A 15,883-nucleotide genomic window follows, 5' to 3' on the forward strand; every position below is an offset into this window, starting at 1 on the left:
CTATGTTGCGTTGCCACTTCCCGTCCTGACAAGGCTGCAGGACAACCTGCCCGCGTACGGGCTCATTTCTCCTGATGCATTCTCTCGAACGCCTTGTCGACCGCTTCGGTGTGCTGCACCCGCGTGCCACCGGCGGCATGCACGCTGCGGTTGAGAATGTCCAGCTGTTCCTGGATCGCCGCAGCAATCTGCAGCAGAACACGATGCAGGCCAAGCTGCTGGCGGCGGTTGTTCGCCAGATGCTCCTGCACCGGCTGTAGCGCGCTGGCGACAAGGTTGCCGAGCTCGCGTGCGGCCAGCAGGCGGCTGGCTTCAGCCTGCCGCGACGCTACCGCACTGTCGTGGTTGTCCGCCACCTGCGCGATACCCTGCGCGATTTGCTGGCCGATCTGCTCTGCGCACTGCTGCTGCACACCCGCCAGCTGCTGCAGGCTGGCCAGCACCTCCTGCCAAGGCGGCGCCTGCTGTGTTTCACTACCGCGCCTGGTGACTTCCACGAGATCCATCAGCTGGGCAACAATCTTGCCGCCCGTGTCGGTATCCGCGCCGCCAATTGCCTGGCTGCGCTGGAAGTTGCGTTTGATCTCCTCCCAGCGCGCCTGCTGCGCCTGCGTGAGGGTGCCACGCAGCTCAGCCAGCTTGAGAAGATTCTCCTCCGCACCAGTGGTCAGCAGCTGTGCCTCGCCAGCGTAATGGTCGTCAATGAGCTGCTGCAGCTCGGCATCGTTCATGACGCTGGTAATCTTTTCGGCCAGCTTGTTCATGTTGCGGTAGCTGCCCTGCAACCTGAAAGGCGGCTCGGTACGGTAGGCATCGGCCTGCGCGGCGCTGGCGATGTACTGCTGGTTGACACGCCAGACAATCTCACGCACCTGCAGCATGCGCGCCAGTACTGCCTCGATCTCGCGCAACTCGGCCGCAGCGTAGTCATGGCTGAGATCGCCGGCGGAAAACGCCTTGCCCTGCACCTTGCCGACCAGCAGGTAGAGGTCATTGAGGTCTCGTGTGGCCAACGGCGCCAGCACGGGGTTGCTGGTCAGGCTGTTTTCGATGTAGCTGAGCTTGAATGTCTCCTCCATGCCGCCGAGCACGTCGCCAAGGTTGTAGACATCGGCGCGGTTGGCAAGCATGTCAGGGATCTTGAAGACCTCTCCCGATTCCGTATAGGGGTTGCCGGCCATGACGATGCAGAATTTCTTGCCCCGCATGTCATAGGTTTTGGTGCGACCGCGCCAGACGCCCTCAATGCGCCGCGTGCCGTCCGACAGCGAGATGAAACGCTGCAGGAATTCCGGATGGGTGTGTTGAATGTCGTCGATGTAGAGCATGACGTTGTTGCCCATCTCCAGCGCAAGATTGAGCTTCTCCAGCTCCTGTCGGCTGGTGGCGTCGGGGGCCTGCGCCGGATCGATGCTGCGCACGGCGTGGCCCAGTGCTGGACCGTTGATCTTCATGAAGATCAGCCCCAGACGGTTGGCCACATATTCCATCAGCGTGGTCTTGCCGTAGCCAGGCGGCGAGATCATCATCAGCAAGCCCATGCGATCGGTGCGCGCGCTCTCGCCCACCGTGCCCATCTGCTTGGCCAGGTTGTCGCCGATTACCGCTAGGTAGACATCGTTGATCAGCTTATTGCGCACAAAGCTCGAGAGCGGGCGCGGCTTGAACGCCTCCAGCCGCATGGCCTGGCGCTGCTCGGCCAGGATGGTCTGGCGCAATTGCTGATAGCGGCGCAGTCCGGGAACGAACTGGCGACTGTGCACATGTGCGCGGCGCGCAAAATCGTCAATGGCCAGCGCCATCGTGCCATCCTTGATGCGTGGGTGCTGGCCGAGCAGGCCGGTGATCTCGGTACGCAGCGGTACCTGCAGCACCTCGTGCTCTACCTGCTCGTTGAGCAGCGCAAGGGCCGCTGCTTCCGCCACGTAAGCGCTCGCCTGTTGTGCAGCAGATGAGCCCGCTGCTGCGCGGGCAATGGCTTCGAGCCAGTGCAGCGCGCGCTCATACCGCACTGCCAGCGGCTGCGAGCCATCGTGCAGTGCCGCTTGCATGGCTTGCCATGCACCCTCGGCCTCCAGTCTGGCTTGCCAGGAAGCCAGCAGCTCTGCCGCATAGCTGGAGAAATGGATGCGCGGCGCGGGGTCATCCAGCTCGTCTACGAGGTAGCTGGCGCCCTGGGTCGCAAGCAAATCCAGGGGCGTGGGCGCCTGCGTGAAGTAGTGCAAGGCATTGCCGGTCGCAAAGCGCTGCAGTGCCTGTGCGATCTCTGCAATCAATGCCTCACGCGAGGCGTTGCTGCCAAGCAGACGCTGCATGGTGGCCGCGCTTTGCGCGCGGTGTTGCCAATGGCGTGCCTGCGCGGCAATGCTGGAACTGTTCTCGCTGCCTGCGCGCAGTTCACTCCACAGCAGCACGGCCAGTGCGCGCGCCTGCGCATCATGGCCGAGCACGCCCGCGCTCTGCTGCAGCGGCAGCAGCGCCTGAAGAATCAGTGCGGCGTCATGGTCGTGAATGCCGCGCTCGTAACCCTCGCGGTAGCGCGGCGCGGCGAAGTCGCGCACGGCCCGCACCAGCGCTTCGGGCTGCGGCAACAGCGCAACGAGTTGCGCGCGGTTGAGTGTCTGTACAGGCTCGGCCTCACTCATCTCGGCGTTGTTCGCGGGCGCCTGCGCCGCTTGCAGCAGCTGCAGTGCCAGATATTCGCCGCGGTAGAACTGGGGCGATTCCGATTCCAGCGACACATCCCAGAACTGGCGCAGCTGCGCCAACTGGGGGTCCTGCAGCGGCTCCATGTAGTCGGTGCCGATCAGGTGCAGATTGAGGGTGTCGCCGCGCGGCATCAGGGTCAGGTCCAACACCTGGGTGTTGACCGAGAAACGGTGCCGGCCCAGACGGATGACGTTGCCCCCGCCTTCAAACAGCTCAGTACGGTCGCGCAGCGCACGCACGGCCTGGTCACGGATGCCGCCCAGGCGCGCCTGGATGTCATCGGCCTTGACGCTGTCGTGCAGCGACCGCAGACGATCGGCCAGCTCGCGCAGCTTGAGGATCAGCGCATCACCGGCGAAAAAGGCATTGAGCGCATCCATGTCCTGCATGCGCTCAGTGCGGCGCGGCAGGCTCTCCAGAATGCGCAGCGCGGCGTCGAACACCGCCTGCGCGCTGCGCTGGCGCGCATCAAGCAGCGCCTGCTTGTGACTCTCGAAGGTCTCCAGCAGCTCCTCGCGCTTAGCCAGCACATCGCCGAGAAACTGTGCATGCTCCCCAAACTGGCTTTCCAGCTCCTCCAGCTGCACCAGCAGTCGCGCAAGCTGCTCATCGCATTTTTCAGGATCGGTCGCCAGCGCCAGCGCGCTGGCGATGCTCTGGCTGAACAGCGCAAATTGCGCGCCGAACTGCGCAACCTGCTCGGCCGCGCCCATGCCGCGCCGTTTCTGCTCGGCACGCGCGCGACTCTGGTTAAGCGCTGCATAGGTTGCAGAGATCGCTTCCACAATGCGCGTGCGCCGAGAGGGATCCTCGATCTGCAGCACTGCCATCAGCTCCGAGAGCGTATCGAGCTCTGCAGCCATGGCTTGCATGGCCTGCAGTGGCGCATTGATCTGCGCAGTCGTCTCGGCCTTCTGTACCTGCGCCTGCAGCGCCTTGAGTCCCTCTGTATAGGGCTTGAGCGCGTCGGCGCCCGCGAGAAACTCCGCCGTGCGCGCCGACATCTCCTCGCCGGCCGCCTCCAGCTGCGCCTGCATGGCATCGACGGCAGCCACATCCACATAGCGCAGCTCTCGCACCGTCATCAGGCGGCCACGCTGCTGCGTGATCTGGCCCAGCGCCTGCACATAGTCACGCGTGTGCTTCCAGTCCCCACGTTGCAGCTCGGCCAACAGCGCGCGCTGGCGGGTGGCGATCTCGCCAAGCTGGCGCTGCGTGTCGGCGCGGATGCTCTCGACCTTTTCGTACTCGTCGAGCACCGCCTCGCCGCTGGCCACGATGGCGCGCAGCACCTTGGGTAATTCGGAGAACGTGGCGTCCTCCATCCAGTGGTAGCGCTCGAACAGACGCCGCGTGGTGTCGATCAGGCGCTCGTAGCGCGCGCTGTTGACGTCTTCGGCGCCGATTTCGCGCACCAGACTGTAGAGCTCGGAAATCCCGCGCACCAGTTCTGCATTGCCGATGCGGCCCATCGGGGTGTTGCGCGCAGGCTGGCGCGCCGCGTAGTCCTCGCTGGCAAAGGGCGTGCGCCAGATCTGCATCGGATGCACGCGCGTGGGCTCATCCGACTCACTGGCAAACAGCACCATGCGGCCGTCTTCCAGGCGCGCATAGCCATGGCCCATCAGCGGCGGCTGCAACTCACGGGCAATCATGTTGTAGGTGAACAGGGCAATGCGGCCGCCTTCGGGTTCGTAGAAGACGTACATCACGTCCTCGCCATTGGGTGCGCGCCAGCTGCGCTTGAAGCGCATGCCCTCCATGTTCTGGTTGAATGCCCGGTGCTCGCCACTTTGCAGGTAATACCCCCCCGGAAAGATGATGCCGTGGTCTTCGGGCAGCTGGATGCAGGCCAGCCCAATGGCATCGATGCGCTGCACCTTCTGCGTCAATGTGTTGTAGACCAGATAGCGCCACTGCTCCTCGCGGTAGGGCAACACCTTCAGCAGAATCAGGCTGCCGACCCGGGCGTATTCGATCTTTGCATCGTCGAGCGACTGCGTACCGTCCTGCACCGCCTCACGCCAGATGCCCAGGCCATCATTGGTGTTGTTCTCGATCTTGACCGTCAGGTCACCCCCGATGGTGTCGATGAACACCGTATCGAGAATATTCACATGCGGGTAGCGGCCCTGCACCACCTCTTCGCGGCCCACCGGTGTCCACTCGAAATCAAACGGCGCCGGCAGCTGAATGTCCCGCTCGCCACGGTTGTCGATGTACTTGACGTCCTTGCCGTCCGGTGAGACCGACCAGCGGAATACCCGCACGTCCGAGAGGCGCTCGCCGATCTGGAAGGCCGCCAGCAGACGGCCATCCTTAACCGTCAACTGCAGCAGCCGCGCCCCCTTGTAATAGGTGTAGAGCTCGCGAAAATCCTGCACGAAGCTCTGCTGGCCGAGAAAGGTCTGCGCCACATCCACCGGCACCACGTCGTAGCCGTCGCTGCCGTCAGCCCCTTGCTGGAGCCGATAGACGGCAAAGACATCCTGCACGCCGGTCTCCTGGCGCATGCCCAGAAACACGTTGTAGCCGAACACCGTCAGATCACCGATCTGCACGATGTCTCGGCCAACGCAGTTGTTCTCGGTACGCACACGCACCCGGCCCAGCAGCGCCATATGGCTGGAACCAAACTCCTCCAGTCGCTGTGCGTTGAGTTGCGCCGCAATGCGCTGCAGCGCTGCGCCCTGCTCGGCGAGGCGTTTTTGCAGTACCGCATAGGCGCCGCCGGACGCGACGGCCTGGTCAACGACGGTTACCCCGTCTGGTGCCACATCGGCATTGGCTTGCTGGTCAGTCGCCATGGTTTGAAACTCCTGTGCGGGCATGACCGCAACCACTGCTTGCGCCATACCTGACTGGGGTGCACTTCACCGCTTTTGCGATGATCACTCCAGCGCATAAATCAATTTGTTGTCATCGCCGCCGAGCGTGCCGTTCGCCTTCATTTCGGCAATCAACGCCTCGACATCGGCATCGCTGAGTTTTTTCTGGAACACCGCATGGATCGTGTTCGTGAGCGTTTTGATGCTGCGCGGTCTCGACTGCTTGCGGCCTCTCAGGTTGGCCAACAAAGCAGCCATACGCTCATCGGAGTTGCTCGCCGTCACAGCCTGCAAGGCAGGAATGGCAGCGACCGACTCCGAACGCTGCGCATGGATACGTTGCTCACGCAAGTGCGCGATCAGCGGATCGAACCCGGAGTCCTTGGAGATAACGTGAAAATACGCATCCGGCTCCGCCGCGCTGAGTTTGCCAACGTAAAAGGCGATATGGAAATCGAGCGCGTTGCGGCCACTGCCATTAATCTGCACATAGCGTGCCCGCTCGCCGAGCGGTTGCAGTTGCGCTGCCGCGCTTACGGCAATTCGAGGCTGGTTAGCGCCGACAAAAACCAGCACACGATACTGATGCAGATCACGCAACGCTGACATGTCCGGCTGGACATTCTCGTAGTCGATCAGTACATAGTTGTTGCGCATCTCCACTCTCTGGTCCAGCTCGCGCCTGTTGATGGGCTACCGGCAACTGTCCGGATCACTACAATGGATCCGAGTCGGCCCTTTTGGACGTCGTGATGCTGTCCAGGGCGCCAAGCAGTTCCTCCGCCTTGCCACCGCCCGTGAAGCGCTTGAGCAGATCATCGATGATGGGGCTCTTGCCTGCGGCGCCTTCGAGGAACTTGCCCACCGACAGGCCCTTGGCAAACTTGTCGAAGAAAGCGCCCTCGCCACCGACGATGTCGATATTGGCTTTGGACAGCGCCGCCGACAGCACCTCGGCCTGTTCGCGGGCGATGTGCTTGCTGGCGTCGATGCCGGCGATGGCGCGCTCGAAGCTTTTTTCCAGCTGCAGCCGGAACTCCTCGTGGGCGCGCGCGGTGTCGCCCAACTTGTCGAGGGTGGCGAACTTCTCGGCCAGCCCCTTGGCTTCGGCCATGAGTTTTTCCAGCAGCACCGCGGCCTCCGCATTGCCCACTTCGGTAGTGACCTTCGCGCGCGCCAGACCCTGCTCCTGCTCGCCACGCGCCACGGCAATGAGCTTCTCGGCCTCGACCTTGGCCTCTGCCAGCCCCTGCTTCTCGATGGCATCGGCCTTGGCATCGATCACCCGCGCCTCGGCCAATCCCCGCTCCTCCAGCCCCTTGGCTTCGGCAATGAGCCGCTCGGCCGTGACCTTGGCCTGTGCCAGCCCTTCCTTTTCCAGCGCCGCAGCGCTGACTTCACGTACACGCGCATCGGCCAGCCCGGGGGCAGCACGCTCGGCCTGGATGCCTTCGGCCAGGCGTTTCTTGGCTTCGGCCGTCTGTGTGGCCGCTTCCAATTCGGCCTGCGCAACCACGGTGATCTCCACCGCCTTGTGGCGCGATGCGGACTCGTCGGCCTCGGCCTTCTTGACCTGCTTGACCAGCGCTTCCTCAGCCTCTGCCTGGGCCGACAGCACCGTCACCTGCTTGAGCCGCTCGGCCTCGGAGACGACACGCACTTCCTTGATGCGCTCCTCCTCCTGCGCCACGGTTTTCTCGACCGCCACGCGCTCGCGAATGACGTTGGCAATGTTGGCCTTTTCGACTTCCAGTGCCTTTTCCTTCTCGATGCGCTGCAGCTCGACCTCGCGTTCGCGCGAGACAACCTCCAGATCCCTGGCCCGGGTGACCTTCTCGACCTCGATCACTACCGCACGCTGGCGATTCTGCTGGGCCACCTCCACCTCGCGCAGGCGGTTCTCCTCACGGATCTCGATCTGCTCCTGCGTGGCAATGCGCGCCTGTTCGGCCTTGAGGCGTTCCTCCTCCTGGACCTTGCGGGTTTCGGCCTCCTCGCGGGCGCGGATGGTGGCGATCTCGCGCTGCTGGCGTGCCTCGGCGTCGGCCTGCTGGCGCTGCAGGGCCAGCAGCGCCTCCTTGGTTTCGACATTCTTCTTGGTGATGGCCATTTCCTCGTTGCGTTCGAGTTCATTGGTCACCACGTTCTGCGCCGCCGTCAGCTCCGTGATTTTGCGGATGCCTTCGGCATCCAGGATGTTGTTGGGATCCAGCGAGGTCTTGGGCGTCTGCTCCAGATAGTCGATGGCCACATCCTCCAGCGCATAACCGTTGAGGTCCTCACCGATGGTGGCGATGATGCGGTCGCGGAACTCGATGCGATTCTCGAACAGATCGACGAAGTTCAGCTGCTTGCCCACGGTCTTGAGTGCCTCGGAGAATTTGGCGTTGAACAGCTCGTTGACCGCACCCTTGTCAGAAGCGCGGTCCACGCCGATGGCCTTGGCAACCTTGAGCACATCTTCAGCCGTCTCATTCACACGCAAATAGAACGCCACCGTGATGTCGGCACGCATGTTGTCGCGGCAGATCAAACCCTCCTTGCCGCGCCGGTCGATCTCCAGCGTGATCAGGGAGATCTTCATGAACTCCTTCTTGTGGATGACCGGCCAGACAAAACCCCCGGTAAACAACACCTTGGGCTGGGCACTCAAGTCGTTCTTGATCAGCGCCGTACCCTGCGGAACCTTGATATAGAAGGCCTTCAGCGCAAGCAGAAAGCCCACGACCACCACCACGATCGCCGCCGCGACGACCCCGACCAGTAACAACCACTCCATTGCGACTCCTCTGCCTGTTGCGCTATCAGAACAAAAAACAAAACCGACACCTGCACGCGGCCTCGCGCACAAGGCACCAGGGACTTCAGCCGCCCCTGAATTCCTCTTCACTCACGACCCGCCACGCATTGCGTTCGGGCAGCTGTTCGATCACCACCACCCGCGTGCCGCGCGGCAGCGTGTCATCGATCGTGCGCACCTGCAGCAACAGGCCCGCACCACCATCTTCCACCAGGGCCTGACCGGAATGCGGCGTCACCTTGCCACTGCGCACCACCCCCGTGCGCCCAAGCAAGGACACTGCGACATCCTCGGCGGGAATCCTGCGCAGCAGCGCATGCACCGGGCGCAGCGCCACGATAGTAGCGAGTACGCCAGCAACCAGCGCCGCCGCGAAAATCGCGGCACCAACGACAAACCGAATGGCCACCACTTCAGTGGCCGGCATGAGCAGCCGAACGCCCGCAAAGCAGACCACCCAGCCAAACAACACGATCAACGAGATGATGATGGTCAGCGGTACTCGGCCCAGCCCCACCTTGTTGAGCAAGGCCGCCAGTCCTCCGGCATCGCCCCAGCCGTCCTGCCCCAGCATCAGGTGGTCCAGCGCCTCCAGTTCCAGCACGCCGGTAATGGCCACCAGCCAGTACAGCAGCACCAGAGCCAGCAGTGCAGTGAAGAGCACCGTGGGAAAGCCGAAGATGATCTGTAGAAAAATTGCCATGACCCCTGCCTCCTGCCAGCCGGATGACTACAAAGACGACCTGTGCACAGAAGGCATGCGCCAACGGCGGCGAGGGCCGCATGCGAGAGCCGCGTCCGGGTTATTGTCGTCTAACGCAGGCACTGTGCCGTGGGGCAAGCAGTGCTCCGGCGCCGTCATACAGGCTTGTCCGCGCCAGCACCGGTGGCAGCCGCGGGCGCTGCACCACGCTGCGCCTTCAGGCGTGCCAGCACGGCGCTGGCACTGGAAGCATCGGGCGTGATGCCGGCCTCTCGCAAGCGCTGCTGCAACGCATCTTCGGAACCTTCCTGCGCCAGTTCGGCGGCGGCCTGCAGACGCGCGCCGCGCTCGGCCTGCTTCTGCTTGATGCGCTCCAGCGATTCCAGCGCGGTCTGCACGCGCGACTCCGAACCACTGTAGCGCTCGGCGACCGTTGCCTGCGCGCGTTGCACGTTCTCGGTGGCCTTGACGGTATCGGCCTGCTGCTTCAGCCGCCTGATGTGTGATTCCGCCTGCGCAATGGCCTGACGCAGCTGCGCGGCGCTGGCAGCAAACTGCTGCGCCTGGGTCTGCTCCTCGTCGCGCGCCTGCTCCAGCGCGGCGATCTTGCCGGCTACCTCCATGGCCAGCGCCTCGTCGCCGCTCTCCAGCGCCCTGACGGCATACCCTTCGTACTCGGCAATCTTCGCCGCGGACTGTTCGCCCTTGCCGCGCGCCAGCTTTTCCTTGGCAATGATTTCAGCCAGCGCTTCCTTGCTCTTGCGCAGGTCGGCATCGGCGTCACGGATTTCCTGATCGAGAATGCGCAGCGCCTGGCTGTCAACGATGGCCTCGCCTGCCTCGTGGGCGCCGCCGCGCAATGCGGTGATGAGCTTGTTCCATACAGACATGGTGTTCTCCTTGTGCGTTTCGGGTGACAGACAGCCTGCGCTCAGTGGGCGGCGCTCTGCAGGACGGGCGCGAACGCCTCGGTAATCTGGATGACGTTATCCGACAGCGTCTCGATCTCGTAGACCACGTTGGCCAGCGTCGAGTGCGCGCTCAGCGCACCAAAGACGATGTAGGCCGCCTCGCCATTGGCATACGACTCTATGGCAATCGTCGAGAGCGGGAACACCTTCTGTGTGCGCAACACCTGCTCGTTGAAAGCGGCGCGATCCCGGATCTGGCTGACTGGCCACAGATACGCCTCGACGACAATCTGCGCACCTGCCACCGCCAGGAACAACGGCAGCTCCCCATACTCGTGCATGGTGATCAACAGGCTCGCCTCGGCGCCTTCGAGCAACTCCAGCGATGCAGCGCCACGCTTGACCAGATCCGAGCCCTGCAAGGCCTGATGCAAGGTCTCGGTGGTCCACGGTGCAGTGGTGTTCATAATGCCCTCCTTGATGAATGGTTGCGCGCCACGCGGCTGACGCATCAGCTTTTCCACCGCGAGCAGGTCCTGCGCGTATTCGGGCAAAACCCACAATTCTTTCTTGACCAGCCCCATCTCACGCAGACGCTGCCGGTGCAGGCGCTGGTAGTAGGCAGAAGATTTGCGTTGCATGCCCCATTCTAAGCGCCTTACATGTGATGTCAAAGTGTTTTAAGCATTACATGTGATTTTTTACATGTGCAAATTTTGGAGTGCCTCTTGCTGGTTCCGCTGGATGGCACGCGATTGGACCAACAGGACAAGGAATATCGACAATGCAACACCTGCATGGCGAATACAAGGTTCCCGGCGGCAAGCTGGTGGTGGTGGATCTGCAACGCGACGGCAATATGCTGGCCAACGTGCAGGTCAGTGGCGACTTCTTTCTTGAACCTGAAAGCGCCCTGGATGCGATCTGCGCGGCGCTGAACGGCCAACCGGCTGACGCCGACAGCCGGCAACTGGCGGGCGTCATCCGCAGCGCGCTGCCAGCCGATGCAACGCTGTTTGGCTTCAGCCCCGAGGCCGTGGCCATTGCCGTGCGCCGTGCGCTGGGCGTGGCCAAGAGCTGGCGCGACTACGAGTGGCAGATCGTGCACGAGGCACCGACCTCCCCCGCCCTGCAGGCGGCGCTCGATGAGGTGCTGAGCCTGGAGGTGGCCGCCGGACGGCGACCGCCCACGCTGCGCATTTGGGAGTGGGATGCACCGGCGGTGATCTACGGTGTATTCCAATCAGTGCGCAACGAGGTCGACCTGGAGCAGGCCAGGCAGCACGATGTAGCGCTGGTGCGCCGCATCACCGGTGGCGGCGCGATGTTCATGGAGCCGGGCAGCACCATCACCTACTCGCTGTATGCACCGGGCGAGCTGGTCGACGGACTGAGCATCGCCGACTCCTATCCGTTTCTCGACGAATGGGTGCTGCAGGGCCTGCGCACGCTGGGCATCGACGCGTTCTACAAGCCGCTCAACGACATCTCCAGCGCCAAGGGCAAGATCGGCGGCGCCGCGCAAAAGCGCTTTGCCCAGGGCAACGTCGTGCTGCATCACGCCACCATGGCCTATGACATGGATGCCCAGAAGATGACGCAGATCCTGCGCATCGGTCGTGAAAAACTCAGCGACAAGGGCACGACCAGCGCGGCCAAGCGCGTCGATCCACTGCGCAGCCAGACCGGACTGAGCCGCAGCGCCATCATCGCGCACCTCAAGAACACCTTCATTGAACGCCATGGCGGCACGCCCGGCGCGCTGCACGCCGAAGAAATCGCCGCCGCGCAGCAGTTGGTCGCCAGCAAGTTCTCGCATCCGGACTGGCTGTTCAAGCTGCCATGACAGCGCGTGCACAGCACCCGCTGCGATACCCTCTTCCAATAGCCTCTGCCACGCGAATATGAAAAAACTATTAACACTATCGATTCATTCAATTTGATCAATTTAAGGGGAACCCCTACACTCTCTTTCATCGCAGGCAACGGTGCCTGCTGGTTCAACCCAAACCCAAGAGGAAACTATCATGGCCAAAGTCAATACTCCGATCAAACCATTCAAGGCAACGGCGTTCTACAACGGCAAGTTTGTGGACATCACCGAGAAGGACGTACTGGGCAAGTGGGCCGTGTTCTTCTTCTATCCGGCCGACTTCACCTTCGTCTGCCCTACCGAGCTGGGTGACCTGGCCGACCATTACGAAGAGCTGCAAAAGCTCGGCGTGGAAGTGTTCTCCGTGTCCACCGACACACACTTCACCCACAAGGCATGGCACGATTCGTCCGAGACCATCGGCAAGATCAAGTACTACATGGTCGGCGACCAGACCTTCCAGCTGGCCAACAACTTCGACGTGCTGCGTGACGGCCAGGGCCTGGCAGACCGCGCGACCTTCATCGTGGACCCCGAAGGCATCATCCAGGCCATCGAAATCACCGCCGAAGGCATCGGTCGCGACGCTTCTGATCTGCTGCGCAAGATCAAGGCAGCTCAGTATGTCGCCTCGCACCCCGGCGAAGTTTGCCCCGCCAAGTGGAAGGAAGGCGACAAGACCCTGGCTCCTTCGCTGGATCTGGTCGGCAAGATCTGATTGCCCCGCGACAGGCCGCCCGGCCTGCGCTGCGGCGCGGCTGGGCCGGCCACAGGCCCCGAGCTACCGCGCCCGGTGCTCGGGCTTTTTTTCGCCTGCCCGGTCCCATTCACAACGCCATCGCGGCATGACATGCCACAGACAAAGGATTGAAGAACATGTTGGACGACGCCCTCAAAACCCAATTGAAAGCCTACCTCGAGCGCCTGACCAAACCGGTCGAACTGGTCGCTTCGCTGGATGACAGCGAGGGCGCGCGCGAAATGCTGCAGCTGCTCGAGGAGATCCGCGAACAGAGCGACAAGATCACCGTGCGCACCGACGGCAACGACGCGCGCAAGCCCTCATTTCTGATCACCAATCCCGGCATCGACACGAGCCTGCGCTTTGCCGGCGTGCCGCTGGGCCATGAATTCACCTCGCTCGTGCTGGCGCTGCTGCAGGTCGGCGGCCATCCCTCCAAGGAGCCCCAGGAACTGCAGGAGCAGATCAAGGCGCTCGAAGGCCCGCTGCACTTCGAGACCTACTACTCGATCACCTGCCACAACTGCCCCGACGTGATTCAGGCGCTCAACCTGATGACGGTGCTCAACCCCAACATCACCCACACCGCCATCGACGGCGCGCTCTACCAGAACGAAATCGAGGCGCGCGAGATCATGGGTGTGCCCACCGTCTACCTCAACGGCGAACACTTCGGCCAGGGCCGCATGGAGCTGGCCGAGATCGTCGCACGCCTTGACACCGGCGCTGCCGCCAAGGCCGCCAAGGCCATCAGCGAGAAGGAACCGTTTGACGTGCTCATCGTCGGCGGCGGCCCCGCAGGCGCAGCCGCGGCCATCTACGCAGCGCGCAAGGGCATCCGCACCGGGGTGGCGGCCGAGCGCTTTGGCGGCCAGGTACTCGACACGCTCGACATCGAGAACTACATCTCGGTGCCCAAGACCGACGGCCCGAAGTTCGCCGCAGCGCTGGAAACACACGTCAAGGACTATGACGTCGACATCATGAACCTGCAGACGGCCAGCAAGCTGATCCCGGCACAGACGCAGGGCGGCCTGCATGAAGTGCAGTTCGAAAGCGGCGCCAGCCTCAAGGCCAAGACCGTCATCCTCGCCACCGGCGCGCGCTGGCGCAACATGAACGTGCCGGGCGAACAGGAATACCGCACCAAGGGCGTGACCTACTGCCCGCACTGCGACGGCCCCCTGTTCAAGGGCAAGCGCGTGGCCGTCATCGGCGGCGGCAACTCCGGCGTGGAGGCAGCCATCGACCTGGCCGGCGTGGTCGCCCACGTCACCCTGCTGGAGTTTGCCGACAAGCTGCGCGCCGACCAGGTGCTGCAGAAGAAACTGCATTCGCTGCCCAACGTGGACGTGCTCTTCAACGCCCAGACCACCGAGGTGCTGGGCAAGGACGGCAAGGTCGTCGGCCTGGCCTACAAGAACCGCGTGACCGGCGAGGACCTGCGCCTGGACCTCGAGGGCGTGTTCGTGCAGATCGGCCTGCTGCCCAATACCAACTGGCTCAAGGGCGTGGTCGAGCTGTCCAGCCCGATGGGCGAGATCGTCATCGACAGCCACGGCCGCACCAGCGTGCCCGGCGTGTTCGCCGCTGGCGACTGCACGACCGTGCCCTACAAGCAGATCGTGATTGCCGCTGGCGAAGGCGCCAAGGCCGCCCTCAGCGCGTTCGACTACCTGATCCGCGCCTGAGGCTGCTGCGGGAGCGCTGCGGCGCTCCCGCAGGCCAACGCCAAAACTGTGCTACATTGCCAGCCATGCTTGCCATCACCCGCGCTTACTTTTTCTGGTTTTACTTCTCTGTCCCCGGCGGATGAGAGGGTTTAGCCTGCAAGCGACAAGCGCAACCTGATACCAAACCGCCGCAGCCCCAAGCTCCGGCGGTTTTTTCTTGTCCCCACCATTTCGAATGCCGCCAGAACCTCTTGGCCGCAACCTCCAACTCACAGCGAGACCAACCATGACGCCCATCCAGACCGTGCAGCAGCCCAACTGGCATGACCCCAAGGAAAAGACCAGCGAGACCGACAACCAACGTATCCAGGAAATCGCCGTGCTGCCGCCGCCCGAACATCTGATCCGCTTCTTCCCCATCCAGGGCACCAGCGCCGAGCGCCTGGTACTGGACACGCGCCAGCGCATCCGCGGCATCCTGCATGGGAAGGACGATCGCCTGCTGGTCATCGTCGGCCCCTGCAGCATCCATGACCCGGCCGCAGCCGTCGAGTACGCGCGCAAGCTCAAGCCCCTGCGCGATCTGTACCAGGACCATCTGGAACTGGTCATGCGCGTGTACTTCGAGAAGCCCCGCACCACCGTGGGCTGGAAGGGTCTGATCAATGACCCGTACATGGACCAGAGCTACCGCATCGACGAGGGCCTGCGCATTGCCCGCCAGCTGCTGATCGACATCACCCGCATCGGCGTGCCGGCCGCCAGCGAGTTTCTCGACGTGATTTCGCCGCAATACATTGGTGACCTGATCGCCTGGGGCGCCATTGGTGCACGCACCACGGAAAGCCAGGTGCACCGCGAGCTGGCCTCCGGGCTGTCGGCGCCGATTGGTTTCAAGAACGGCACCGATGGCAACATCCGCATCGCCACCGACGCCATCATGTCAGCCAGCCGCCCGCACCATTTCCTGTCTGTGCACAAGAACGGCCAGGTCGCCATCGTCGTCACCAAGGGCAACGAAGACTGCCACGTCATCCTGCGTGGCGGCAAGACGCCCAACTACCAGGCCGAATTCGTGCAGGCTGCCTGCGCCGAGTTGGAAAAAGCGCACCTGCCCGCCTCGCTGATGATCGACTGCTCGCACGCCAACAGCAACAAGAAGCACGAGCTGCAAAAGCGCGTCGCGCAGGACGTGGCCGGCCAGATTGCCGCTGGCTCGCACCAGATCTTCGGCGTCATGGTGGAAAGCCACCTGCGCGCTGGCGCACAAAAGTTCACGCCCGGCGTCGATGATCCCCGCCAGCTCGAATACGGCAAGAGCATTACCGACGCCTGCGTGGGCTGGGAGGAGACAGAGGACATCCTTGCGCTGCTGGCGGACGCCGTCTCGCAGCGCCGCCAGGCAGGATGACTGAGGGTGCTGGCTCCAAGAGCCTTACCCACCACATTCCCGTGGCCTGCTGCATAGCGTTGCCGGGCCGCTGCCACGCACCACAGCGCCCCTGCCGACCACGGCCCCTGCGCATAGGTAGTGGCCACACGCAACTCCAGCAGTGGCGTCTGCGGCAGCGACTTCCCATTGGTGTGATTGCGCGGGCGTTGTTGCACAAACGTCCCGAGTCTGTAGGCTAGCGCACCCATGAC

At 63.2% G+C, this 15,883-nt stretch carries 10 protein-coding genes; 4 read left to right on the forward strand and 6 right to left on the reverse strand.

Annotated features, from left to right (window positions below):
* Positions 1-62: 62 nt before the first annotated feature.
* The 6 genes from AAV94_RS03940 to bacA form a co-directional block, all read right to left on the reverse strand.
* Positions 63-5,516, reverse strand: coding sequence for a DNA repair ATPase (locus AAV94_RS03940; protein ID WP_046741047.1), 5,454 nt, complete (start codon positions 5,514-5,516; stop codon positions 63-65).
* Between the two features lie 84 nt (positions 5,517-5,600).
* On the reverse strand, positions 5,601-6,194 hold the full coding sequence (locus tag AAV94_RS03945; protein WP_046741029.1) for a PIN domain-containing protein: 594 nt from the start codon (positions 6,192-6,194) through the stop codon (positions 5,601-5,603).
* A 58-nt stretch (positions 6,195-6,252) separates the two neighbouring features.
* A complete protein-coding gene (locus AAV94_RS03950; RefSeq protein ID WP_046741030.1) occupies positions 6,253-8,316 on the reverse strand; it encodes a flotillin family protein in 2,064 nt (687 codons plus the stop codon).
* An 85-nt stretch (positions 8,317-8,401) separates the two neighbouring features.
* Positions 8,402-9,040: an NfeD family protein gene (locus tag AAV94_RS03955; protein WP_046741031.1), complete on the reverse strand. Its 639-nt coding sequence runs from the start codon at positions 9,038-9,040 to the stop codon at positions 8,402-8,404.
* 155 nt (positions 9,041-9,195) lie between these two features.
* Positions 9,196-9,930, reverse strand: coding sequence for a PspA/IM30 family protein (locus AAV94_RS03960; protein ID WP_046741032.1), 735 nt, complete (start codon positions 9,928-9,930; stop codon positions 9,196-9,198).
* A gap of 41 nt (positions 9,931-9,971) precedes the next feature.
* Complete coding sequence (gene bacA, locus AAV94_RS03965; protein WP_046741033.1) at positions 9,972-10,592, reverse strand: biofilm formation regulator BacA; 621 nt, start codon at positions 10,590-10,592, stop codon at positions 9,972-9,974.
* Between the two features lie 425 nt (positions 10,593-11,017).
* Between bacA and AAV94_RS03970 the strand changes: the two genes are divergently transcribed.
* The 4 genes from AAV94_RS03970 to AAV94_RS03985 all read left to right on the forward strand — a co-directional run bounded on the left by AAV94_RS03970 (position 11,018) and on the right by AAV94_RS03985 (position 15,650).
* Positions 11,018-11,797, forward strand: a complete 780-nt coding sequence (locus AAV94_RS03970; protein WP_231731223.1) for a lipoate--protein ligase family protein — start codon at positions 11,018-11,020, stop codon at positions 11,795-11,797.
* Positions 11,798-11,978: 181 nt separating this feature from the next.
* Positions 11,979-12,542, forward strand: a complete 564-nt coding sequence (ahpC, locus tag AAV94_RS03975) for an alkyl hydroperoxide reductase subunit C (RefSeq protein WP_046741034.1) — start codon at positions 11,979-11,981, stop codon at positions 12,540-12,542.
* A 158-nt stretch (positions 12,543-12,700) separates the two neighbouring features.
* Positions 12,701-14,257 (forward strand): alkyl hydroperoxide reductase subunit F, encoded by a 1,557-nt coding sequence (gene ahpF, locus AAV94_RS03980; protein WP_046741035.1) that lies wholly within the window; start codon positions 12,701-12,703, stop codon positions 14,255-14,257.
* Positions 14,258-14,525: 268 nt separating this feature from the next.
* Positions 14,526-15,650: a 3-deoxy-7-phosphoheptulonate synthase gene (locus AAV94_RS03985; RefSeq protein ID WP_046741036.1), complete on the forward strand. Its 1,125-nt coding sequence runs from the start codon at positions 14,526-14,528 to the stop codon at positions 15,648-15,650.
* The last annotated feature ends 233 nt before the right edge of the window (positions 15,651-15,883 follow it).

Source organism: Lampropedia cohaerens, from assembly GCF_001005215.1.
Classification (GTDB): Bacteria; Pseudomonadota; Gammaproteobacteria; order Burkholderiales; family Burkholderiaceae_C; genus Lampropedia; species Lampropedia cohaerens.

Excerpts from the sequence above, each read along its gene's own strand:
- AAV94_RS03940 (WP_046741047.1), bottom strand. The coding sequence starts at position 5,516 with ATGGCGACTGACCAGCAAGCCAATGCCGATGTGGCACCAGACGGGGTA.
- AAV94_RS03945 (WP_046741029.1), bottom strand. The coding sequence starts at position 6,194 with ATGCGCAACAACTATGTACTGATCGACTACGAGAATGTCCAGCCGGAC.
- AAV94_RS03950 (WP_046741030.1), bottom strand. The coding sequence starts at position 8,316 with ATGGAGTGGTTGTTACTGGTCGGGGTCGTCGCGGCGGCGATCGTGGTG.
- AAV94_RS03955 (WP_046741031.1), bottom strand. The coding sequence starts at position 9,040 with ATGGCAATTTTTCTACAGATCATCTTCGGCTTTCCCACGGTGCTCTTC.
- AAV94_RS03960 (WP_046741032.1), bottom strand. The coding sequence starts at position 9,930 with ATGTCTGTATGGAACAAGCTCATCACCGCATTGCGCGGCGGCGCCCAC.
- bacA (WP_046741033.1), bottom strand. The coding sequence starts at position 10,592 with ATGCAACGCAAATCTTCTGCCTACTACCAGCGCCTGCACCGGCAGCGT.
- ahpC (WP_046741034.1), top strand. The coding sequence starts at position 11,979 with ATGGCCAAAGTCAATACTCCGATCAAACCATTCAAGGCAACGGCGTTC.
- ahpF (WP_046741035.1), top strand. The coding sequence starts at position 12,701 with ATGTTGGACGACGCCCTCAAAACCCAATTGAAAGCCTACCTCGAGCGC.
- AAV94_RS03985 (WP_046741036.1), top strand. The coding sequence starts at position 14,526 with ATGACGCCCATCCAGACCGTGCAGCAGCCCAACTGGCATGACCCCAAG.